General features: G+C 67.4%; 22 protein-coding genes. 15 read left to right on the top strand and 7 right to left on the bottom strand.

The features are described from left to right. Position 1 precedes the first annotated feature (1 nt). Positions 2 to 895, bottom strand: coding sequence for an STAS domain-containing protein (locus ACIHA7_RS15955; RefSeq protein ID WP_397289919.1), 894 nt, complete (start codon positions 893 to 895; stop codon positions 2 to 4). A gap of 220 nt (positions 896 to 1,115) precedes the next feature. Here ACIHA7_RS15955 and ACIHA7_RS15960 point away from each other — a divergent pair, with 220 nt between their 5' ends. Together ACIHA7_RS15960 and ACIHA7_RS15965 are read left to right on the top strand one after the other, a co-directional pair. Beyond that, entirely contained in the window at positions 1,116 to 1,955 is an 840-nt protein-coding gene (locus tag ACIHA7_RS15960) for an SDR family oxidoreductase (protein WP_397289921.1), read from the top strand. A gap of 178 nt (positions 1,956 to 2,133) precedes the next feature. Continuing rightward, on the top strand, positions 2,134 to 2,307 hold the full coding sequence (locus ACIHA7_RS15965; protein ID WP_107654970.1) for a CsbD family protein: 174 nt from the start codon (positions 2,134 to 2,136) through the stop codon (positions 2,305 to 2,307). Positions 2,308 to 2,440: 133 nt separating this feature from the next. Here the strand turns inward: ACIHA7_RS15965 and ACIHA7_RS15970 are convergent, their stop codons facing one another. Together ACIHA7_RS15970 and ACIHA7_RS15975 are read right to left on the bottom strand one after the other, a co-directional pair. Then, positions 2,441 to 2,860: a MarR family winged helix-turn-helix transcriptional regulator gene (locus tag ACIHA7_RS15970; protein WP_397289923.1), complete on the bottom strand. Its 420-nt coding sequence runs from the start codon at positions 2,858 to 2,860 to the stop codon at positions 2,441 to 2,443. Further along, entirely contained in the window at positions 2,850 to 4,226 is a 1,377-nt protein-coding gene (locus ACIHA7_RS15975; RefSeq protein WP_397289925.1) for an MFS transporter, read from the bottom strand. The genes ACIHA7_RS15970 and ACIHA7_RS15975 overlap by 11 nt, the downstream gene beginning before the upstream one ends. A gap of 81 nt (positions 4,227 to 4,307) precedes the next feature. Here ACIHA7_RS15975 and ACIHA7_RS15980 point away from each other — a divergent pair, with 81 nt between their 5' ends. Continuing rightward, the gene (locus ACIHA7_RS15980; RefSeq protein ID WP_397289927.1) at positions 4,308 to 4,850 is read left to right on the top strand and encodes an ATPase; all 543 of its coding nucleotides are present in this window, start codon (positions 4,308 to 4,310) and stop codon (positions 4,848 to 4,850) included. 50 nt (positions 4,851 to 4,900) lie between these two features. Continuing rightward, positions 4,901 to 6,166 carry a VWA domain-containing protein gene (locus ACIHA7_RS15985; protein WP_397289929.1) on the top strand — a complete coding sequence of 422 codons (1,266 nt, stop codon included), beginning with the start codon at positions 4,901 to 4,903 and terminating at the stop codon, positions 6,164 to 6,166. Positions 6,167 to 6,173: 7 nt separating this feature from the next. Here the strand turns inward: ACIHA7_RS15985 and ACIHA7_RS15990 are convergent, their stop codons facing one another. Then, entirely contained in the window at positions 6,174 to 6,692 is a 519-nt protein-coding gene (locus tag ACIHA7_RS15990) for a PadR family transcriptional regulator (protein ID WP_397289931.1), read from the bottom strand. A gap of 71 nt (positions 6,693 to 6,763) precedes the next feature. Here ACIHA7_RS15990 and ACIHA7_RS15995 point away from each other — a divergent pair, with 71 nt between their 5' ends. Beyond that, complete coding sequence (locus tag ACIHA7_RS15995) at positions 6,764 to 7,345, top strand: hypothetical protein (RefSeq protein ID WP_397289933.1); 582 nt, start codon at positions 6,764 to 6,766, stop codon at positions 7,343 to 7,345. An 18-nt stretch (positions 7,346 to 7,363) separates the two neighbouring features. After that, positions 7,364 to 8,668, top strand: a complete 1,305-nt coding sequence (locus ACIHA7_RS16000; protein WP_397289935.1) for a carotenoid oxygenase family protein — start codon at positions 7,364 to 7,366, stop codon at positions 8,666 to 8,668. A gap of 27 nt (positions 8,669 to 8,695) precedes the next feature. On the opposite strand, the gene ACIHA7_RS16005 is transcribed toward ACIHA7_RS16000, so the two are convergent. Then, a complete protein-coding gene (locus ACIHA7_RS16005) occupies positions 8,696 to 8,974 on the bottom strand; it encodes a hypothetical protein (RefSeq protein ID WP_107654974.1) in 279 nt (92 codons plus the stop codon). Positions 8,975 to 9,202: 228 nt separating this feature from the next. Here ACIHA7_RS16005 and ACIHA7_RS16010 point away from each other — a divergent pair, with 228 nt between their 5' ends. From ACIHA7_RS16010 to ACIHA7_RS16040, 7 genes are all read left to right on the top strand, one after another. Further along, positions 9,203 to 9,496 carry a hypothetical protein gene (locus tag ACIHA7_RS16010; protein WP_218475583.1) on the top strand — a complete coding sequence of 98 codons (294 nt, stop codon included), beginning with the start codon at positions 9,203 to 9,205 and terminating at the stop codon, positions 9,494 to 9,496. A 78-nt stretch (positions 9,497 to 9,574) separates the two neighbouring features. Continuing rightward, positions 9,575 to 10,969, top strand: a complete 1,395-nt coding sequence (locus tag ACIHA7_RS16015; RefSeq protein ID WP_397289938.1) for a DUF1254 domain-containing protein — start codon at positions 9,575 to 9,577, stop codon at positions 10,967 to 10,969. A 162-nt stretch (positions 10,970 to 11,131) separates the two neighbouring features. Beyond that, complete coding sequence (locus ACIHA7_RS16020) at positions 11,132 to 11,926, top strand: phytanoyl-CoA dioxygenase family protein (protein ID WP_397289940.1); 795 nt, start codon at positions 11,132 to 11,134, stop codon at positions 11,924 to 11,926. A gap of 114 nt (positions 11,927 to 12,040) precedes the next feature. Continuing rightward, positions 12,041 to 13,306 (top strand): epoxide hydrolase family protein, encoded by a 1,266-nt coding sequence (locus ACIHA7_RS16025; protein WP_397289942.1) that lies wholly within the window; start codon positions 12,041 to 12,043, stop codon positions 13,304 to 13,306. A gap of 1 nt (position 13,307) precedes the next feature. Next, positions 13,308 to 14,435: a winged helix DNA-binding domain-containing protein gene (locus ACIHA7_RS16030; RefSeq protein ID WP_397289944.1), complete on the top strand. Its 1,128-nt coding sequence runs from the start codon at positions 13,308 to 13,310 to the stop codon at positions 14,433 to 14,435. 138 nt (positions 14,436 to 14,573) lie between these two features. Beyond that, positions 14,574 to 15,803, top strand: a complete 1,230-nt coding sequence (locus ACIHA7_RS16035; protein ID WP_135237927.1) for a cytochrome P450 — start codon at positions 14,574 to 14,576, stop codon at positions 15,801 to 15,803. 27 nt (positions 15,804 to 15,830) lie between these two features. Beyond that, on the top strand, positions 15,831 to 16,556 hold the full coding sequence (locus ACIHA7_RS16040; protein WP_397289946.1) for a TetR/AcrR family transcriptional regulator: 726 nt from the start codon (positions 15,831 to 15,833) through the stop codon (positions 16,554 to 16,556). 2 nt (positions 16,557 to 16,558) lie between these two features. On the opposite strand, the gene ACIHA7_RS16045 is transcribed toward ACIHA7_RS16040, so the two are convergent. After that, positions 16,559 to 18,382: a TerD family protein gene (locus tag ACIHA7_RS16045; protein ID WP_397289948.1), complete on the bottom strand. Its 1,824-nt coding sequence runs from the start codon at positions 18,380 to 18,382 to the stop codon at positions 16,559 to 16,561. Positions 18,383 to 18,565: 183 nt separating this feature from the next. Further along, positions 18,566 to 20,809, bottom strand: coding sequence for an aminodeoxychorismate synthase component I (pabB, locus tag ACIHA7_RS16050; protein ID WP_397289950.1), 2,244 nt, complete (start codon positions 20,807 to 20,809; stop codon positions 18,566 to 18,568). An 80-nt stretch (positions 20,810 to 20,889) separates the two neighbouring features. Between pabB and ACIHA7_RS16055 the strand changes: the two genes are divergently transcribed. Both ACIHA7_RS16055 and ACIHA7_RS16060 read left to right on the top strand, forming a co-directional pair. Beyond that, complete coding sequence (locus tag ACIHA7_RS16055) at positions 20,890 to 21,954, top strand: phosphotransferase family protein (protein ID WP_397289952.1); 1,065 nt, start codon at positions 20,890 to 20,892, stop codon at positions 21,952 to 21,954. A 71-nt stretch (positions 21,955 to 22,025) separates the two neighbouring features. After that, complete coding sequence (locus ACIHA7_RS16060; protein ID WP_397289954.1) at positions 22,026 to 22,556, top strand: DinB family protein; 531 nt, start codon at positions 22,026 to 22,028, stop codon at positions 22,554 to 22,556. The last annotated feature ends 13 nt before the right edge of the window (positions 22,557 to 22,569 follow it).

The raw sequence follows: 22,569 nt of genomic DNA on the forward strand, positions 1-22,569 counted from the left end.
TTCAGGCTTCCGTTCGTCGCGTGGTGTCGGTGCGGCTCACCTCGTAGCCGAGCAGTCGTTCGGCCTCCTCGATGCCGCCTTGCAGGTCGCCGACCGCGTTCATCTTCGACAGGTCGAGGCCGATGGTGACCAGCGTCAGCGCGATCTCCGAGGAGAGGCCTGTGATGATCACGTTCGCGCCCATCAGACCGGACGCGTCGACGGTCTGCACCAGGTGGTTGGCCACCGTTGAGTCGATGGTCGGCACACCGGTGATGTCGATGACGACGACCTTGGCGCGGTTGGCCCGGATCGCGCGCAGCAGCTGCTCGGTGAGCTGACGGGCACGCTGGCCGTCGAGCACGCCGATGATCGGCAGGATGAGCAGCTGTTCCCGCACCTGGAGAACCGGGGTGGACAGCTCGCGGATCGCCTCCTGCTGCTGGCGGATGATGCGTTCGCGTTCCTCGACGAAGGAGACGCCCACGGTGTTGGCGATGCGGTTGGCGGCCGGTTCGTAGGCGTCGAGCACCGCGTTGAGCAGCTGGAAGTCCGCCTGGTACTTCTCGAACAGCGAGCGAGCCAGCACGTCGCGCAGCAGCAGGACGATGCCGAGGACCTCGTCGGTCTCGACTCCTCTCGGGATGATGCGCTCGGACAGGTCGCGGGCGTAGTCCTGCAAGGCCTCCACCGAACCGGTCTCCAGCACGGCGACGTAGTTGTCGTAGACGGAGGTGGCTTCGGAGAACATCTCGTCCGGCGTCATCGCGGTCAGTAATTGTGCCTCGGTGATACGGCGCGCCCATTCCTCGCGCAACACCGTGCGATTCTGCCGGAGGTGCTCTACCAGCTCGGAAAGCAGACCCTCGCTGACACCGTTGCTGCTGGTGTCGGTCGCGAAAGCAGTAATCGACATCTCGGACAATGCCGCCTCCGGTCCATCCCACCGCGAATCGGACTCTCGCGTGCTCGAAAAACGCGGTGGCCAGCCGTCTGTTGGACCGTTCCACCGACCCGCAGAATCGTATACCTATCGCGGCCGACGGAGCCATCGAAAGGACGCGACGGAGGTTTCCGGGCGCGGCGACGGGATAACCGGTCTGCGTCCCATCCGAGCGCGCAGGAGGTTCTCCGCTATGGGTTTCCCCGAGCAACAGCAAGAAGTCCCCGGTATTCAGGCCCAGATGCAGCCGGTGCCGGACTGTGGCGAGCAGAGTTACCGCGGTTCCGGGAAGATGACCGGCAAAGCGGCGGTGATCACCGGTGCGGACAGCGGGATCGGCCGTGCGGTCGCGATCGCCTTCGCGCGCGAGGGCGCCGACGTGCTGATCTCCTATCTCAACGAGGACGCGGACGCGAAAGAGGTCGCACAGCTGGTGGAAGACGCCGGTCGCAAGGCGGTGCTGATGCCAGGCGACCTGTCCGACCCACAACACTGCCGCGCCGTGATCGACCGTGCGGCAGCCGAATTCGGCAAGATCGACGTGCTGGTCAGCAACGCCGCCTATCAGATGACGCACACCACCCTCGACGAGATCAGCGACGAAGAGTTCGACTACACCTTCAAACTGAACGTCGGGGCCTACTTCTACCTGGTCAAGGCCGCGCTGCCGCACATGCCGCCCGGCTCGTCGATCATCGGCAGCTCGTCGGTGAACTCGGATATGCCCAGCCCGACGCTCGCGCCGTACGCCGCGACCAAGGCGGCCATCGCCAACTTCTCGGCAAGCCTGGCGCAGTTGCTGGGGGAGAAGGGAATTCGGGTCAACAGCGTGGCGCCGGGGCCGATCTGGACGCCGTTGATCCCCGCGACGATGCCGCCGGAGAAGGTCAGCAAGTTCGGCGACGACACCCCGCTCGGCCGGGCCGGGCAACCGGCCGAACTCGCCTCCACCTACGTGCTGCTCGCCTCGGACGACGGTAGCTACATCTCCGGTGCCCGCGTCGCCGTCACCGGCGGCAGGCCGATCCTCTGACCACTGCGAATTCCACTGCGATCTGAGGCCTGAACCCCCAGCTAGCGGGCCTGAATTCCAGTAACTCGCAGTTACTGTGACCGCCCGCACGTGTTTGCCTCGGCGCAGGTGGGTTATCCGCCACACGACCGGCTCGATAAAGGCATGGTCGGTCGGACCCGACGAAAGGGGTTAGACAATGAGCACAGCTGACAAGGCCCAGAACAAGGCTGACGACCTCGCCGGCAAGGCGAAGGAAAAGTTCGGCGAGGCCACTGACGATCAGGACCTGAAGAACGAGGGCAAGGGCGATCAGATCAAGTCCAACCTCAAGGACGCGGGCGAGAAGGTCAAGGACGCCTTCCGCAGCTGACCGAGTCTTCGGTTCACCGTCGAGCGGGTGTGCGCCCCTATCGGGCGCCGCCCGCTCGGCCATGTGCGGGGGAACCTCTGGAGGCTCGGTCACCGAAGCGCGAATTCGTCAGCGCCTGAGCTCCTTTCACGGATCAGTGCTCGATCTTGCTCAGGATGTCGCGCAGGGTCCGCAGATCGTCCGGCGGTAGGGCGGCGACCGAGTCCGGCGCGGGATCCGGGGTGGCTAGAGCCTGTGCGAGTACGGCGCGCCCGTCCATGGTGATGGAGACCAGCTTCTGGCGCCGGTTGGTGGGATCGACCTCCCGCACGACGTAACCCAACTCCTCGAGCTGATTGACCGCGACCGTGGCGGCGGGGGCATCGATGGCCGCCGCGTACGCCAGCTCCTTGACCGTCATCGGCCCGTTCCGCAGCCGGCGCAGCACCCGGATGCGGCCGAACGACAAACCCGTTCGCTCGCTCGCGGCCCGCCGCCACGGGTCGCGGGAGTACATCACGAGACGGGTGAGCATGGCCCATACCTCGTCGGGGTTCGGGGTGTTATCCGGCATGGGCGGGCACTTTCTGTTCCAGCAGTGGGGCGACGCGGTCACTGGATCGCTTGGCCCACGGGGTGTTCGCGGCTATGCCGAGTATGGCGACACCGGCGGTCAGCACCGCGATCACCCACCACAGTCCCGCGCCGGTCAGCGCGCCGCACAGGGCGACACCGATGCTCGTGCCCACCTGACGGCTGGTCGAGGCGACCGAGGACGCCGCGCCCGCCCGATCCAGTGGCATGCCGCTGACCGCCGTGGTGGTGATCGGCGCGTTGACCATGCCGAAGCCGATCCCGAAGATCGCGAACATGACCACCAGGGCCCACACCGGGGTCTGCGGGTCGAGCGTGGTGAGTAGCGCGGCGGCGACGGTCATCGCCACACCGGAGGCGATCAGCGACGGCCGGGTACCGTACCTGCCGACCAGCCGCCCCGACAGCGGCGAGAAGATCACCACGGCGACCGCCATCGCCAGATACAGCAGCCCGGTGTGCACGGCCGAATAGTGCCGCACCGTCTGCAGATACAGCGAGCAGCTGAACAGGAACGCGCCGAGCGCGGCGAAGGAGAAGACGGCGATCACCGTCGCCGAGCTGAACGGCACGCTGCGGAAGAAGCGCAGATCGATGAAGGGGTCGACGCGGCGCGACTCGTAGTAGACGAACGCCGCCAGGGCGATCGCCGAGACCACGAAGATCACCGGCTGCCGCTCGATCAGTCCGAAGACCGTGGAGAACAGGAACACCACCGCGAGGACCTGTCCGATCGGGTCGATGCCGCGCACCGTCGCCGACTTCGACTCCGGCACAAAGACAGTGGTGAGCACCAGCGCCAGCGCACAGATCGGCAGATTGATCCAGAACACCGACTGCCAACCGAGGGTGTCGATCAGCACGCCGCCGACGGTCGGGCCGAGCGCCATCGAGATACCGACCACCGCGCCCCAAACTCCCACCGCCCGAGCACGTTCCACCCGTCCGGTGAACACCGTGGTGATGATCGACATCGCCACCGGGTTGAGCATCGAGCCGCCGATCGCCTGCACGAACCGGGCCGCGATCAAGACCTCGATGGACGGGGCGAGACTGCACAGCAGCGAGCCGAGCGCGAAGGTGATCAGGCCGATGCGGAACACCCTGCGCCGCCCGAACCGGTCCGCCGCCGCACCGGCCAGCATCAGCAGGCTGGCCAGCGTGAGCGTGTAGACGTCGACGATCCACTGCAGCCGGGACAGCGGCGCGTCCAGATCGGCCTTGATGGTCGGGATCGCGACATTCACGATCGTCGCGTCCATCGACACGATCAGCAGGCTCAGGCAGCAGGTGGCCAGCACGAGCGTCTTGCGCCGTGCCGTCATCTCCTCAACAGTTGTGATCACACAATGATTGTGATGTCACAACTATTCCGAACGCAAGGGCTGTGAGCGGCATCGCAGCGCAGAGGTTGGCATGCTGGGCAGGTGATCTCGGAGACGGAAGCGCTGTTTCTCGGCGGACGTTCGGGTGTCGGCAAGAGCCGGGTCGGCCTCGCGGTGCACGCACTGCTGTCCCGCGCCAAGGTGCGCCACGCGCTGATCGAGGGCGACAACCTCGACCTGGCCTACCCGCCGACCTGGGAGCACGGCCTAGCCGAACAGAACCTGGCGGCGATGTGGCAGAACTACCGCGCGCTCGGCTACCGCCGACTGGTCTATACGAATACCGCGTGCGTCTTGCCGGAGGTCATGGGCGAGCTCTCTGCCGCGATGGGCGACACGCCCACCCTCACCGCGGTCCTGCTGACCTGCGACGATCGCACCGCCCGAGCCCGGCTCGCGCACCGCGAGAACGGCATCGAGCTGGCCAGGCACATCGAACGCAGCATCGCCATGTCGCGCGAGCTCGCCGCCGCGGCGCCGGACTGGGTCCACGTCGTCGACACGACCGACCGCACCCCGGAGGACATCGCGGCCGCGGTCGTCGCGTTGACCGGTTGGCGGACCGGTCATCCGGCGGCGACATAGCCGCTGGCCTACCCTGACTACGGGTCGTCGGTGTGATGTAGGGAGTCTCGGTGAGTGCTGCGCTTGTCAAGGGGCAGAACGGGTCGGTGGCGCAGCCTCGGGTCGTGCTGTCGGTGTGGAGTGCGGCGGCCATCGAGCTGTCCGCATTGCTGGTGACGGCGGCGGGGACGGTGCGTTCGGACGCGGACTTCGTGTTCTTCAATCAACCCACCGCGCCCGGTGTGCTGTTGCGGCTCGATGTGGCTGCGGCGCTGGAGGTTTCGTTCGCCGATCTCCCCGCGGAGATCGAGCAGCTGCGGGTGGTGATCACACTGGACGATCCGAACGCCACCTTCGGTGCGTTCGCCGCGCCGGTGGCCACGATGGCCGATCCGTCCGGAAACGTGTTGTACGAGTACCGGATCGACGGCCTCACCGGCGAGTCCGTGGTCATCGCGCTCGAGCTGTACCGCCGTGGTGCCGAGTGGAAGGTCCGGGCGGTGGGGCAGGGGTACGCGGGCGGTTTCGCCGAGCTCGTCACCGATCATGGTGTGCACGTGGACGATGCGCCTGCCTCGGCCGAATTACCCGCCGCCGCAACGGAGCTCGAAGTGCGTACGGTGCCGGGCGAGGCGGCTCTGTCGTTCGAGAAGCGCGACCGGCTGGACATGCGCAAGCGCGCGGTCGCCAAGGTACTGGTCGACACGGGTGCCTGGGGAATTCGCGCACGCGTCGTGCTGGTGATCGACAAGACCGGCAGCATGCAGAAGCAATACCGCAATCAGGTGGTGCACCGCGTGGTGCAGCGGATGGTTCCGGTGGCGACTCAGCTGGACGACAACGGCGCACTGGAGGCGTACCTGTACGCGCTCTCGTTCGCCAAGCTGCCCGATATCACCGTCGCGCAGGCCGACGAGTGGGCGCAGACCTACCTGCACCTCGGCGGCACCCACGCGGGCATCGACTACGACCGAATCGGCGGCCGTAACGACGAATTGCCGGTCATGCGCGACATCATGGCCTCGCTACGCCCCGGCGACGGGCCGACGCTGATTCTGTTCTTCACCGATGGCGGCTTCGCGAACAAACGTGACATCAGCGCGCTCATGCGCGAAGCGTCGCACCTGCCTGCCTTCTGGCAGTTCATCGGCCTCGGCCGGGCCAACTACGGCCTGCTCCGCTCGCTGGACGAGCTGACCGGCCGAATCGTCGACAACGCAGGCTTTTTCGCGCTCGACGACATCGATCGGGTCGACGACGGCGAGTTGTACGCGCGGCTGCTCGGTGAGTTCCCGGCTTGGTTGCGGGCGGCCCGGGATGCGGGCGTCCTGCGCTGAAACGCCTTCAGCGCTCGGGCATCTGTTTCTTCGCCCACTCGGCCCACTCCTTGTTCATCACGAAGAAGCGTTCGCCCCATTCCAGGGCCATGCGGCCGTTTCTGGAGAAGTCGTTGTCCGTCCAGTCGATCGACTCTTTGAGCGCGATCAGGTCGGCGTGACTTCGGGCGGCCCAGTCCTCGATGTCGGTCAGGTACGCCTCGGCTTGGGCGCGCGGTATGACGCCGAGGAAGAACACGCGGAGCAGCAGTTCGTTGCGGTTGGTCTGCTTCGGCGTGGTCTCGGTGAGCCAGTGTCGTAGCGCGGCCAGACCCGTCTCGGTGATGGTGTATTCCTTGCGGCCGCGCGGACCTTCTTCTGACACGTTGATCAGTTCGGCGTCGGCGAGCTTGGTGAGCTCGGTATAGATCTGGCTCTGCGTCGCGGTCCAGATGTTGGCCAGCGAGTTCTTGAACCGATAGATCAGGTCGTAACCGCTGGCAGGGCGGTCGGCCAGCAGGCCGAGCACGGCGTACCGAAGGCTCATGCCGGTCACTCTACATTCCGTTCTTGACAGGTCGGATTCGCAGCATCTAGTTTCGACATGTCAAAACTGGAATGTCGAGCGACGAGGAGCTGTCGGTCATGTCGTATCTGCGGACGTTCGCCCCCTGGATCGTCTACGCCGTGGTCCCCGCCGCGCACTGGCAGTGGGCGGCGCTGGGCGCGCTGCTGCTGTCGCTGTTCGAGGTGACCAGGCAACTCCGGGCCGGTCGTACCCTCGACGCCTTGATCATCGATCTCGGATCACTGATCTTCTTCGCGGCGTTGACGGTGCTCGCTTTCGCCGACCCGGATACCGCGCTGCACCCCTACACCCCCGCGCTGTCCTCCGGCGTGCTCGCGCTGATCGCGGGTGCCTCGCTGGCACTGCGCAAACCCTTCACCCTCGGTATCGCGAAACAGACTGCCCCGCAGGAGCTCTGGGATCACCCGGTGTTCGTCCGCACCGCCTACGTGCTCACCGCGGTGTGGGCGGTGAGCTTCACCCTCGGTTGCGTCGTGCTGACGGCGCTCGCGCATGCCGCATCGACACCGCGGACCGTCGCGCAGGTTCTCGCGTTCGTGGTACCCGCGGTGTTCACGATCCGCTATGTCGCCCACATCAAATCCAAGTCACCAGTCGCCGTCCACGCCTGATCAGATCGGTTGTCTCCCATGACCACTTCCGTGCCGCACCTCACCGGCAACTACGCACCCGTCACCGACGAACTCACCACCTACGACCTGCCGGTTACCGGACAGCTTCCGCCCGAACTCACCGGCTGGTATCTGCGCAACGGCCCGAATCCGCACGCGGCCGCCTCACACCACTGGTTCGCAGGCAACGGCATGGTGCACGGTGTACGGATCGAGAACGGACGGGCGGTCTCCTACCGCAATCGCTGGGTCCGCACGTCGACCTTCACCGACGACACGCCCATCTACGACGAGCTCGGCAACCACAATCTGGCCACCGGTGTGGCCAACACCCATGTCATCCGGCACGCGGGCCGCACGCTGGCGCTGGTCGAGTCGTCTTTTCCGTACGAACTGACCTGCGACCTGGACACCGTCGGTGCTTACGATTTCGACGGCAGGCTGAGCACCGCGATGACCGCGCACCCCAAGACCTGCCCGGTCACCGGCGAGCTGCACTTCTTCGGCTACGAACTCACCAGCCCGCCCTTCTTGACCTATCACCGGGCCGACGCCGACGGCAATCTGCAGCTCAGCCGTCCGATCGAGGTGCCTGCGCCGACAATGCAGCACGACTTCAACCTCACCGCCGAGCACGTCGTATTCATGGATCTACCCGTCGTTTTCGACGTCGCGGAAGCGATTGCCCGCACCGGCATGCCGTTTCGCTGGAGCGACAGTTACCAGGCGCGCCTCGGTGTGCTCCGGCGCGACGATCCGCACGGCGAGGTGCGCTGGTTCCCGATCGAGCCCTGCTATGTCTTCCACACGCTCAACGCCTACGACGAGCCGGGCAAGATCGTGCTGTACGTGATGCGCTATCCGCAGTTGTGGCGCACCGAGACGCACACCTTCGACAAGTCGACCCTGTGGCGGTGGACCATCGATCTCGCCGCGGGCACCGTCGCCGAGGAGCAGCTCGACGATCGGGTCGCCGAATTCCCGCGGGTGGACGATCGTCTGGTCGGGTCGAACGCGCGGTTCGGTCATGCCGCGGTGTCCGACGATTCGGGCGCGCTACTGCGCTACGACCTGCACACCGGCGGCAGCACGTCCCATGAGTTCGGTCAGGGACGGATCCCGGGCGAGGCGGTCTTCGCGCCCGCCGACGAGAACCCGGGCGGCGATGGCTATCTCATGACCTTCGTCTACGACGCCGCGACCGACAGCAGCGATCTGACCATCCTGGACGCCACCGACCTGGCCGCGGCACCGGTCGCCACCATCCACCTTCCGCGGCGGGTCCCGTTCGGGTTCCACGGAAGCTGGTTGGCGGACCAGTAGTTCAGGGCGTAGAGGTGCGGGCGGGGGTCAGCCGATGACGGCGTTCATGATGGTGCCCGCGCTGGTGGCGACGACACCACCGATCATGGCCCCCGCCACCATCTTCGGGGAGTCGAGGCCGCCGCCGGTCCACTTCTCCCACGCGAACTTGCCGCCCGCGTAAATGATGGCGACGATGCCGGCCAGGAGAACGAACCAGGTGAAGTAGCGGACCAGTTGAAGGAACTTGTCGGAGACCGGCGGAGCCTCGGGGCTGGGGTTGCCGATCTGAGCAAGCAGTGTGTCGTGCACGGCGAGCAGGATCATCGTGGTCAGCTCATTCTGGATTCGGGACAGGGCAGGATTCGCTGTCTGCGATGGTATCGGTTTGTTCGCTGCAATGCAGTCGGGTCGGCGCCCTGACGTGAAGTTCCGCGTACCAGGGCACTTGCCGGGGTTGCTGAAGCTCGGGATGATGGGTGGAGCGGGGGTTGAACAACTTTCGCGTGGCAGCTCGGCGGCACCAAGGTTGTAGTGGAGCGTAGGGAGTAGACGGTGAGCATCATTCTGGCGTCGGTCGGGGATACCTTCACGACATTGGCGCAGGTCAGCAACCCGACCCCGGAAGCGCCGCCCTTGTCGGACAAGCTCTTACAGATGGTTCGCTACCTCACCTGGTTCGCGCTGCTGTCGGGGATACTGGCCATCATCTTCGCGGGCGGCAAGTTCGCCTGGGAGAAGTGGCAGGGTGGCGCGCTGCAGTCGCCGAAGATGATCGCGGGAGCCATGATCGGCGGCGTCGTCGCCACCAGCGCGGGCACCATCATGAACGCAGTGCTGGGCACCTGAGCCGCCAACGGCAAACATTTAGCTATACTCCTGCCCGATCGCTGGCCATGTCCGACCGGATCGGAAGCAGGGGAACCTATGGGCGAAGGCGGACTGTCGCGTCGTAGCGTGTTCGGGTTGGCGGCGACCGTTGCCGCGGCGGGGTTGTCGGCCTGCGGTCGGTCCGACGACGCGTCCTCCGGACCCGACACCGTCGCGCCGAGTGTCGCCGAGTCGATCGCCAAGGACGCCTACATCTTCGGCTTCCCACTGGTCCTGATGGACGTCACCAGGGCGGCGGCCCAAGCGTCCACGCCCGCCAATCGGTTCCAGCATGCCGCCGCACTGCCCACACCCGCACGGCGAGATGTGGTGCGGCTCAACCTGGATACGCTGTACTCGGTCGCGTGGCTCGATCTGCGAGCCGAGCCGATCGTGCTGCGGGTGCCCGCCATGGATGGCGGCCGCTACTGGTTGATGCAGCTGCTCGACGCGTGGACGAACACCGTGCACAACCCGAGCAGCGTTCGGCCACAGGCGAAGCCGGGATCGTCGAATACCTATGCCATCGTCGGGCCGAATTGGTCAGGCACCCTGCCCGACGATGTGACACCGCTGCCGGTGCCGACGCCGACGGTGTGGCTGATCGGCCGGATCCAGGTGAACGGTCCGCCGGACCTGGCCGCCGTGCACGCGATTCAACGACAGTTGCAGCTGGTGCCGCTGAGCGACTGGACGGCGGGCCGACCCGTTGCGCCGCTTCCGCCTGCGCCCCAACCGGATTCGACGCCGCCCGCGAAGCAGGTCGCCGAGATGGACGCACGGACGTTCTTCGATCGGATGTGCGCGGTACTGGCCACCAACCCGCCCGCGCCCGACGACGCCCCTGCGATGCAGCGCTTCGCCACGATCGGGATCACCCCGGGCGGCAAGGTGGTCGGGCTCACCGACCAGGAACTGTCCTCGGCGGCGCACACCGCGCGGCAACAGATTCCGGTCTACCTCGATCCGCAGGCGATGCACGAGAACGGCTGGACCTTCGACCCCGCCATCGGCACCTACGGCACCAACTACCTGCAGCGCGCCGCCATCGCGTGGAAAGGGCTCGGCGCCAACCTGGCCGAGGACGCCATCTATCCGACGTTGTTCGCCTCGGCGGACGGCGCGGGCCGGTTCCGACTGCACTTCCCGGCGGGGCAGCTGCCGCCGGTCGAGGCGTTCTGGTCGCTGACCGCCTACGACGCCGACAGCTACTTGATGTCCAACCCGGCCGGGGTCTACGCGGTCGGCCATCAAACCCCCGTGGTGCCCAATCCGGACGGCTCCGTCGATATCGCTGTCCAACACGCGGACCCCGGTTCGAGCGTGCCGGTGGGCAACTGGTTACCCATACCGGAATCGGGGCAGTTCTCCCTCACAATTCGGCTTTATGCGCCGAAAGCCGAAGCGGTCCAAGGGCGTTGGCAGCCACCGCCGCTGCTGCCTGTGTCGTGAGGTCGAGTCGTCCGTCTGGTGTCCGGTACTGGTGGACGGGCCGCGAATCGCTCCCGCTGTGAGTCGGTACCGAGCAGTCGAACCGAGATCGCGCCGAATCGATCGAGGGCTCGGATGCCGGTTAGGAACCGGAAGTTCCTAACCGGCTCGTAGCGTGGAGTCATGACCAATTCGATCAATACCGTTACATCCCAGACGCTTTCGTCGGATGTGCTGGAGAGCTACCGCAGCCGCGGTTACGTGCGTATCCCGAGTGTGCTCAGCGTCGACGAGGTGGCGCAGTGCCTCGCCGACGCGCAGGAGCAACTGGAGCGGCACGAAAAACTCTCCTGGGACACGCCGGGCGAAGGCAACGTGATGGACTGGATCGCCGAACCGGAGGCCAAGAGTGCGGTCATGCGCCGGCTCGCGCTGCACCCCGGCATCACCGGGATCGCCGAGCGGCTCGCTGGACGGCCGCTGCGGATGTTCAAGAGCGAGTTGCTGCGCAAGCGAACCACCGGCGGCACCCGAACGCCGCTGCACATCGATGCCCCGGCCTTCCCGATCGCCGGATCGGCGTCGACCCTGACGGCGTGGGTGGCCCTCGTCGATGTGCCGGTCGAGCGCGGCTGCCTGACCTTCATCCCCGGGTCCCACGAACTACCGCAGCGCGAGGACGCCTGGTTTATCGACCCGTTCGACGCGCACCCGGAGCTGCGCTGGTGGCCGCAGGTCACCGTGCCGCTGCGCGCCGGCGATTGCACCTTTCACGATGCGCGACTGGTGCATTCGGCCGGGGCCAACGAAACCGAGACGGCCAGAATCAGTTTGGCGACGGTGTACATGGATGCCGCGGCCACCTACAACCCCGCTCCGGCGGGTGCCGAGCCGACCTACCAGGACGAGGTGCCCGGCATCGAGCCCGGACAACCCTTCGACACCGACCGTTATCCGCTGATCGGCGCGACCGGCTAGTCGGCCCGACGAGGCGAACGCCGTCCGTGCACTCGGGCGGCGTTCTCATCGCTGCCGGAATTGCTGATTTTGTTAGGAACGAACCTGTCCTAAGAGCTCAATACCGTTGTGTTCATGACAAAGACACCGGAGAACGTCCGCCCCTTCCGCATCGAGATCCCGCAGGTCCAGCTCGATGATCTGCGCGCGCGGTTGGCGAACACCCGCTGGCCCGCCGAACTGCCGGGCGTTGGCTGGAGCCGAGGCGTACCGGTCGGCTACCTGAAAGATCTCGCCGAGTACTGGCGCACCGAATTCGACTGGCGGGCACAGGAATCGCTGCTCAACGCCTACCCGCAGTTCAGCACCGAGGTGGACGGGCAGAACATCCACTTCCTGCACGTCCGCTCGCCCGAACCGGACGCGACGCCCTTGCTGCTGCTGCACGGCTGGCCGGGCGGGGTCACCGACTTCCTCGACGTGATCGGCCCGCTCTCGGATCCTCGCGCGCACGGCGGCGACCCCGCCGACGCCTTCCACTTGGTGATCCCGTCGCTGCCCGGCTTCGGTTTCTCGACTCCGCTGGCCGGACCCGGCATGGGCGCGGCGAAGATGGCGGCGGTGTTCGCCGAGCTGATGGCCAGGCTGGGCTACGACCGCTACGGGGTACACGGCTACGACACCGGTTCCTGGGTCGCGCCACAGGTCGGCAAGCAGGCGCCGGAGCAGGTTGTCGGTGTCCATCTCAGCGCGATGATCACCTTTCCGATGGGCATCGAAGGGGAGATGGACGGGCTCAGTGAGCTCGAACAGCAGCGCTGGGAGCGCATGCAGAATTTCAATGATGCCTACCTGCAGTGCAATGCGAAGCGTCCACAGACGGTGGCCTTCGGGCTGAACGATTCCCCGGTCGGCCAGCTGGCCTGGATGGTGGAGAAGTTCAAGGAGCTGACCATGCCCGAAGACGGTCTGCCCGAGGACGCCATCGATCGGGACCGCATGCTGCTCGATGTCTCGCTGTACTGGCTGACCGGGACCGCGGGTTCGGCGGCGCAGATCTACTACGAGGAGATATCCGCGAACGACTGGAGTTCCGCCGAGTGGTCCGCGGACGAGGGTGTCGAGCAATCCTCGGACGAGTGGGGTGGCGAGCGGAACTCTGAAGAGTCCCAGGGCGGCTGGGCCGCCGAACAGGATGGTGACTGGGCGACCGCGGCCCGCTCGACCGTGCCGACCGGCGTGCTGGTCTCCGCACACGACGTGACCATTCGCCGCTGGGCCGAGCGCGATCACCCCATCGTGCACTGGACCGAACTCGGGCGCGGCGGGCACTTCCTGGCCATGGAGCAGCCGCGAGCGGTGGTCGACGACCTACGCGTCTTCTTCCGGAAGCTCGCCTGAGATGGCCGCCCGCGAGCCGATGCGGCGAACCCGGTCCGGCGTGCTGAGCTCGCGGGCGCTCAACCGCGCCATGCTCGAACGGCAGCTACTGCTGCGGCGGACCGATCTTTCCGTGGTCGCAGCGGTCGAGCAGGTGCTCGGCCTGAACGCGCAGGATCCGAACCTGCCGTACCTGGCGCTGTGGAACAGACTGTCCGACTTCGCGATCGGCGACCTCACCGCCGCGATCGAGGACCGCACGCTGGTGCGTTCCACGATGATGCGCGCCACCCAGCACGTGATGTCGGTGCCGGACTTCCGGCTGGTCCGGCCGGTGCTCGCCCCATTGCTGCGCCGGGTGCAGCGCAACGCGTTCGGTCGTCGCACCGAGGGTATCGACCTCGACGCGCTGGTCGCCGACGCCACCGCGCTACTGGCCGATGGAAAGGTGCTGACCAGGCCCGAACTGGGCAGGCTGCTGGCGGCGCAACGGCCCGGCGCGGACCCGTCCGCACTCGGGTGGACGGCGCAGTACCTCGTGCCGTTCGTGCATCCGGCGCCGAGCGGCACCTGGAACGTCCGCGGTGCGACGCCGTTCGCCGGTACCGAATGGATCGGAATGCCGTCGGCGGCAACCGAAGCGGACCTGCGGCAGTTGGTCCGTCGCTACCTGGCCGCCTTCGGCCCCGCCAGCACCGCCGACGCACGGGCATGGTCGGGGGTGAGCGGACTGCGTGCGGTGTTCGACCGGTTGCGCCCCGAATTGCGCAGCTACACCGATGAATTCGGCAGGGAACTGTTCGACCTCCCGGACGCGCCGCGACCCGACGCGGACCTGCCCGCTCCGGTGCGTTTGCTGCCGGAGTTCGACGCGACCTTGCTCGCCCATGCCGATCGGACCCGGATCATGACCAAGGAGGTGCGCGCGCAGGTCTGCGTCGGCGCGGGCGTCGCCGCGACGGTGCTCGTCGACGGCACGGTCGCCGCGATCTGGACTCGCACGCGGATCGACGACACCGAGGTACTGACGGTGCGGCCGCTGCGCCCACTGGCCTTGGCGGACCGCGCTGCGATCGAAACCGAGGCGCACAACCTACTGGCCTTCGCGACGCCGCAGGGCGTCCGCTGCGACGTTCGGCTGCTGCCGTAGCGGTCCGGAGAATCGAGTAAACGGGTTTTACTAAACACTGTTCACAAAGCCGGGTGCTGTGGTTTCATCGTTACTGGAACGTGTTCCACACAATGACGTGAGGTCTGCAGCCCAGACCGGTAGGAGTTAGCCGTGACCGTGACCACGCCCTCGATTCCCGCGGGATTCGACTTCACCGACCCCGACGTGCTCGCCAGTCGACTTCCCGTGCAGGAGTTCGCCGAGCTGCGCCGCACCGCGCCCGTGTGGTGGTGCGCGCAGTCCGGCCGGGCCAGCGGCTTCGATGACGGCGGCTACTGGGTGGTCTCCAAGCTCGACCACATCAAGGAGATCTCGAAGCACCCGGAACTGTTCTCCTCGCATGAGAACGGCTCCATCATCCGGTTCAACGAGGACGTCACCCCGGAGCAGATCGGCATGCTCAGCGACATGCTGCTGATCAACCTCGATCCGCCCAAGCACACCAAGGTGCGGCGCATCATCTCCAAGGGCTTCACGCCGCGCGCGATCGAGAACCTGCGCGCCGCGCTCACCGAGCGGGCGGCCAAGATCGTGCACGAGGCGAAGAAGTCCGGCGGCGGCGACTTCGTCGAGCAGGTCGCCTGCGAACTACCGTTGCAGGCGATCGCCGAGCTGATCGGCATCCCGCAGGAAGACCGCAAGAAGATCTTCGACTGGTCCAACCAGATGATCTCCTACGACGACCCCGAATTCGAGGGTGACCACCAGGTCGCGACGGCCGAGGTGATGGGCTACGCCTGGAACATGGCCGAGGACCGGCGCAAGTGCCCGGCCGACGACATCGTCACCCAGTTGGTCAACGCCGATATCGACGGTGAGGGCCTGGCCTCGGACGAGTTCGCCTTCTTCGTCATCCTGCTCTCGGTGGCCGGCAACGAGACCACCCGCAACTCGATCACCCACGGCATGAAGGCGTTCGTGGACAACCCGGACCAGTGGGAGCTGTACAAGGCGCAGCGCCCGCGCACCGCGCCGGACGAGATCGTCCGCTGGGCCACCCCGGTGAACGCCTTTCAGCGCACCGCGACTCAGGATCTGGAGCTCGGCGGCCAGCAGATCAAGAAGGGCCAGCGGCTCGGATTGTTCTACGGCTCGGCCAACTTCGATGAGGAAGCGTTCCAGGATCCGTTCAGCTTCGACGTGCTGCGTAATCCCAACCCGCACGTCGGTTTCGGCGGCACCGGCACCCATTACTGCGTCGGCGCCAACCTGGCCCGGCTGCAGATCGACCTGATGTTCAACGCCATCGCCGACGCGATGCCGAACCTGCGCCAGGTCGCCGAACCGGTGCGGCTGCGTTCAGGCTGGCTGAACGGAATCAAGCGGTGGGACGTCGAATATGCCTGAACTGGCCGAATACGCTTGAATGACAGGATGAGTAACCCCAAACCCCGGGGCCGCTCGCCGATCGTGACCGACGCCGAGATCCGGCGGGTGGCCAGGACGCTGCTTGTCGAACAGGGACAAGCCGCGGTGAGCCTGCGCGCGATCGCGCGTGCGCTGGGTATCACCGCCCCCGCGCTGTACCGGTACTACGGATCGCTGGACGAGTTGCTGGAGCGGCTGCGTCTGGAGTTCTGTGCCGATCTCGCCGACGAGCTGTCCGCCGAGATCGCGGCGCTACCCGACGACGGCGTTGTCCAGTTCTTCGCCATCTGCAAGGGATTTCGACGCTGGGCGTTGGCGCACACCAGGGAGTTCACCCTGGTGTTCGCCTCGCCCGGCGGCGGCGAGGCCCGCGCGCTGCGCCGCTTCTCCGAACCGTTCGGGCGGATCTTCCTCGCCGCGGCGGGCAGGCTGCTGGCCAACTACGCCATCGTGACGCCGCCGACCGACGTCATCCCGCCGGAGCTGCGCGAAGACCTGGTGCACTTCCAGACCGAGCTGCTCGCTGCGCTGTCGGAGACCGGGCAGAAGTTCCCGGCGGAGAAGCTCGATCTCGGCGTGATGTATCTGATGATCCAGATGTGGGCTCGCCTGTACGGCCACGTCACGCTGGAGGTGTTCGGCAACTACCCGATCCCGCTGTCCAACCCGGAGATTTTGTTCGACGCGATGCTCGTCGACCTCGGCCGCGCCGCGGGCCTGCTCACCGAGTGAGCTCAGATGCGGGCGCCCTTGGCGCGATTGCAGGCTCGGCACAGGATTTGCAGGTTGGTGGCGCTGGTGGCACCGCCGCGGCTGAGCGGGATGATGTGGTCGAACTCGAGGTAGTGGCTGTCGCCGCATTCGACGCATTTGCCGCCGTCGCGTTGCCACACTTCGGCTTTCACCTCCTGCGGGATGCTGCGGGTGTCGCGCTGGCCTGGGGTGAGGATCAGCCGCTTGGCCACCCGTAGCGCGCCCTCCAGTGCGGCAGCGACGTAGTCGGGGTCGGCGACGGTGAAGGTGGCGCCGCCGCGCGACGAGGTGGCCGCGAGCACCACCGAGTCCTGCTCGGCGTGCACGGAAACGACACGGGTCCATGGCAATTCGGTGCCCGTGCCGTGGCCGACGAAGCGCAGCTTCTTGTTGCTGACGATCAGCCTGCCCTCGGTGAGCCGCGGCCCGCGGGCCAGTTGGCGGACGTGCACCGCGGGCAGATCCAGATGAACCTTCTCCTCGGGATCCAGGTGCAGGCCGGGGGTCCGCAGCACCGGTAGATCGCCGCCGCGCAGCCGAGACAGCGTGCGCCCGCGATGCATCCGCCTGCGCAGGTCCTCGACGAGCGGTCCGGTCAGCGCCAGTTCGGTGACGGCGTGCTCGAACGCCGCCAGCTCCTCGTGCTCGACCTCGCCGTCGGCGAAGGTGAAGGTGACCAACCGCTCCACATAGCTGAGCGCCACGTCGCGCAGAGCCTCGCGGCCCGCCTGCTCCTCGATGCGCTGATAGCGCAGCGACGCCCACAGCGACGCCCACTCGGGGCCGCGCGGGCCATGACCGGTGAGCACTCGCCACGCCTGGGTGTGCCAGTGCGTGAGGAACTCCTCGATCTCGGCCGCGCAGAACTGGCACGGTGCCAGACCGCCGAACAGCTTGCGGCGCCGCAGGTTCGCGCACCGCGCGCAGTGCCGGTCGCTCGGCTGGTGGCGCCGATGGGTGGCGGTGGTCCACTCGGTCCCGTCCCACCAGCGCAGGCGCGCCGGGTCCTCGGGGTCCGGATGCCAGTCGGCGAGTTCGGGGTTCGGCGGCGGTGCGGGCGCGGGCGGCGGGTCGGCCAGGCGGCGGGCGAGGTCGACCGGTCGGGTGCGGGTGGGTGGCTGGTCGAGCAGATCCGTCTGCCGCATGCGTGGATTCGTCGGTGCCTGCGCCGCGTCGAGCGTGTCCGTGGGCAAGCGCTCCGACGCCGGGACGGTAGGTTCCGCAGGGCGGTTGTCATGACCGAACGGGTCTGCCGAATGTGCCGAGCGGTTGTCGGCACCGAATGGCTGCGCCACGCGTGGTGACCCGCTGCCGAACGGGTTCGCCGGGTGCGTGGTTCGCCGCTCGTCGGCCGGATCGTCGACGCTGACACCGAATTCGGTGACCAGCCCGGCCAGGCCGGTGGACCAGCCCTGGGCGATGGCACGGAACCGCCACTGGCCGTCCCTGCGGTAGAACTCGCCGAACATCAGCGCGGTGACCGGATCGGCGTCCTCGATCGCGAACTCCGTCGTCGGCCCGTGCGCGTCGTGGATGGTGAGGGTCAGGCCGGTGATGTCGCCGAAGGTGCCCTCGTCGAGCGATCCGGCGAGCACGATCCTGGCCACGTCGGGCTCGGTGCGTGGCAGCGAGACGCTCAGCCGGGCGGTCTGCGGGGCGGGCTCTTGGTCGAGCGTCACCGCTTGGGAAACATGCCGGGGAGCGTTGTAGAACACCAGATCCCGATCGGTGCGCACCGTCCCGGATTCGCCGAGCAACAGGGCATGCGCGTCTACCGCATGCGCCGACCGCCACGAAACAACCACGGCAAGAAGGGATGTCGGTACCGCTGCATTAGCGCCTTTGCTGAGTTTCATCGTGCTCGAACTATGCCACGACCCTCCGACACGCCGACTCCGCCGACCCCTCCACTCGGCGGGCCGTGGGCCGTGTCCAGGGGTTCTTCCCCGCCCGCAACGGGTTTTCGGGGTCAGCTCGGAAAAATTTGCTCAGCGACCGACGCGGTCGGTCGCGGCGCGCAGCGTGGCGGCGGCCTTCAACACCATCTCGTGGTACTCGTCCTCGGCGTCGGAGTCGAGCACGATGGCGCCGCCCGCCCCGATCCGCCACTGTCCGTCGTAGCGCACTGCGGTGCGGATCACGATGTTGAGATCGGCGGCGCCGCCGAGCCCGAGGAACCCGATGGTGCCCGAATAGATGCCGCGCGCTTCGGTTTCCAGCTCGTCGATGATCTCCATGGTGCGCAGCTTCGGCGCACCGGTCATCGAGCCGCCGGGGAAGCACGCGCGCAGGCAGTCGATCACGCCGACGCCGGGACGCAGCGTGCCGCGCACCGTGGAGACCAGTTGGTGCATGGTCATATACGACTCGATGGCCATCAGCTTCGGCACGTGCACGCTGCCGATCTCGCAGACCCGGCCGAGGTCGTTGCGCAGCAGGTCCACGATCATCAGGTTCTCGGCCCTGGTCTTCGGGCTGTCGGCCAGCTCGCGGGCCAGCCGCTCGTCCTCGGCCGCGCTGGCGCCGCGCGGGGCGGTGCCCTTGATCGGCTTGCTCTCCACCGTGCGGCTCCGGTCGATCTTCAGGAAGCGCTCCGGCGACGAGCAGGCGACTTCGAGGTCGTCGAATCGCAGGTACGCCGCGTACGGCGCCGGGTTGCAGCGGCGCAGCGTGCGATAGAAGTCGAGGCCGTCGTCCTCGGCGGCGGGCACGGTCGCGCCGTCGGTGAGGCAGATTTCGTAGGACTCGCCCGCGAGCAACCGCTCCCGGCAGACCGCGATGTCGGCGAGGTAGCGCTCGCGGCCGCGGGTCAGCAGCGGCTCGACGGTGTCGCCGTCCGACGGCACGTCGAGGGTGGGTGGGTTCGCCCAAGTCGGCAGGGTTTCCAGGGTTTCGCCGGTGTCGCGCAGCCAGTCGGCGCCCGCGCGCAGCGAGTCCGCGGTCGAATCCGTCAGGGAGAGCAGGTGGGTGCGGCCGCCGACGTGATCGACCACCACGATCCGGTCGGCGAAGAGCCACTGCGCGTCCGGCGTCGGTGCCCGATGGGCGGCCCGGCCGCCGCAATCGGCCTTCACCTCATAGCCGAGGTATCCGACGTAGCCGCCCGCGAAATCGAAAGGCAGATCGGGGAGTTCGAGCCTGCGCAGCCGTAACTCGGCGGCCAGATAGTCGAGCACGCCACCGGCGACGACGCGGCGATGGCCGTCGGAGGACTCGACGGTCACCTCGCCCGTGCCGACCCGGTAGCGCACCACCTCCGCGAGCGGTCCGCTCGCATCCCCCAGGAAGGAGAACCGGTCCAGGCCCGGCTCGACGTGCTCGCTGTCGAGCCAGAACGCGGTGGGTGAGTTGCCGTACAGCCGCACGAACGCGCTCTCGGTATCGATCGCGCGCTCGAGCACGGCGTGCTGGAGTTGCCAATGCCGGGGCGGGCCGCCGTAGCGATCCAGGATGTCGGGTCGCGCCGGTGCCGCGGCGAGCTCACCGTCCATGGCGCCGAACTGCTCCACCAGGGCCGGGAACTGCTCATGGGACAGGGTGGATTGCGTTGTCTCCGAGCGAGTTCGGGTGGCGATGGGCTGCGGCAGGGTGATGGGGCGCAGCCGCATCGTCACCGGCTCCGTCCGCGCGCTCGTGTCCCGGCCGATGGCCCGCTCCCGATGTGCCGCAGTCAGTTTCGCGAAGTTGCGCAGGAGCGCGGCGCCGAACTCGCCGGCGATCGACTCGGGATGGAATTGCACGCCCCACTGCGGCCGACTGCGGTGGCGCACCCCCATGATCTCCCCGTCGGCGGCCACCGCGGTGATCTCCAGGCTGTCCGGCAGCGGCCGCTCGGCGCTCAGCGAGTGGTAGCGCACGGCGGTGAAGCCCTGGGGGAGCCCGGCGAACAGATCGCGGTCGTCATGTTCGATCCGGTCCAGGTATCCGTGCCGCGCGGCGGGCGCGGCGGCGACGATCCCGCCCGCGGCGACGACGATGCCCTGATGGCCGAGGCACACGCCGAGCAGCGGCAGATCCGTCGCGCCGATCACCGCCGCCGAGATGCCGACATCGCGGGCGACGTCGGGCCGACCCGGTCCGGGGGAGATGACGATGTTGTCGAATCGGGCCAGCTCCAGCTCGCCGGCCTCGTCGTTGCGCACGACAGTCGGCTCGATGCCGTTCACCTCGCTGATCAGCTGATACAGGTTATAGGTGAACGAGTCGTAATTGTCGATCAACAACGTGCGCATGGTGCCCGAAACCCTACGCCGCCCAGGTTGCGGCCAACTGTTGTCATATGCCGTCAGTTCGGTGCGGCCCGTGGTGCACAATGTTGGGCATGTCTGTTGCGCAACCCGTCGGCGTGGACCGCGAACTCGTCGACTTCGCCCTCGTCGGCAAGTGGATGGATGAGCAGGGCCTGCCCGCAGGCGAATTCGAGGATGTGACCTCGCTCGGCGGCGGCACGCAGAACGTGATGCTGCGGTTCGGCCGCGGTGGTCGGGAGTACGTGCTGCGGCGCGGCCCGAAACATCTGCGGGCCAAGAGCAACGAGGTGATCCGGCGTGAGGCCCGACTGCTCGGCGCGATCAACGGCACCGATGTGCGCGCGCCGCGGGTGATCGCCGCCTGCCCGGACGACTCGGTGATCGGTGCGGTGTTCTATCTGATGGAGCCGATCGACGGCTTCAATCCGGCCAACGAGCTGCCCGAGCTGCACGCGGGCGACCCGGCCGTCCGCAAGGCGATGGGGCTGTCCGCGGTCGAGGCGATCGCCCGGCTCGGCGCGCTCGACTACCAGGCGCTCGGGCTGTCCGACTACGGCAAGCCCGACGGCTTCCTGGAACGCCAGGTGCCGCGCTGGCTCGGCGAACTCGAGTCGTACTCGGCCAACGAGGGCTATCCCGGCCCCGAGATTCCCGGTGTCGAGCGGACCGGCGAGTGGCTGGACCGCAACCGTCCCGCGCAGTGGACCCCGGGCATCCTGCACGGCGACTGCCATCTGGCGAACATGATGTTCGCCTTCGACGGACCGCAGGTCGCGGCCATGGTCGACTGGGAGATGTCCACCATCGGCGATCCGCTGCTCGATCTGGGCTGGCAGATCGCCACCCGACCGGAGCCGGGTACCACCGGCGCCGCGCTGGTCGGCAAGCTCGGTGCCGCGGGCGGGCTGCCGACCCCCGACGAGATGGTCGCCCACTACGGTCGGTTCTCCGATCGCGATCTCAGCGCCGTGCCCTGGTACACCGTGCTCGCCTGCTTCAAGCTCGGCATCGTGCTGGAGGGCACGCACGCCCGCGCGTTCGCGGGTAAGGCGCCCAAGCAGGTCGGCGACTTCCTGCACGCGATCACGCTGGAGCTGTTCGAGCGCGCGCATCGCCTGATGGAGTGATTGTCGGGATGTTGCCGACACTTGGCCGAATATCTCTGGTTACCGATATTCGGCCAAGATAGGTTTGGCCCATGCCGATCGTTCCTGATGTGAAGAACTGGACCTGGGTGGTCGAACGTGCTTGTCCCGATTGCGGTTTCGACCCGAACGCGATCGGCTACGAGGATGTGCCACCACTGGTGCGCGACAGTGCGGCGCGGTTCGCCGAGGTGCTCGATCGCCCCGATGTCCGGGTGCGCCCGGACGACGCCACCTGGTCCCCGCTCGAGTACGGCGCGCACGTCCGCGACGTGTGCCGCCTCTTCGATACCCGCCTCGAGCTGATGCTGCGCGGTGCGGCCGACGGCACGGTGCCGCGGTTCGCGAACTGGGATCAGGACGAGACCGCCGTGGCCGACCGGTATGGCGAGCAGGACCCGGCGCGGGTCTCCGCCGAACTGGCCGTGGCCGCCGAGGCGGTCGCGCACTCCTTCGAATCCGTGCCGCCCGCCGCGCGCGAGCTGCGTGGTGAGCGCAGCGATGGCGCCGTCTTCACCGTCGAGTCGTTCGCGCGCTACTTCATCCACGATCTGGTGCATCACGTGCACGACGTGCGCAGCTGATATTCGTCCCAGT

It is taken from the genome of Nocardia sp. NPDC052316 (assembly GCF_044547795.1).
GTDB lineage: Bacteria > Actinomycetota > Actinomycetes > Mycobacteriales > Mycobacteriaceae > Nocardia.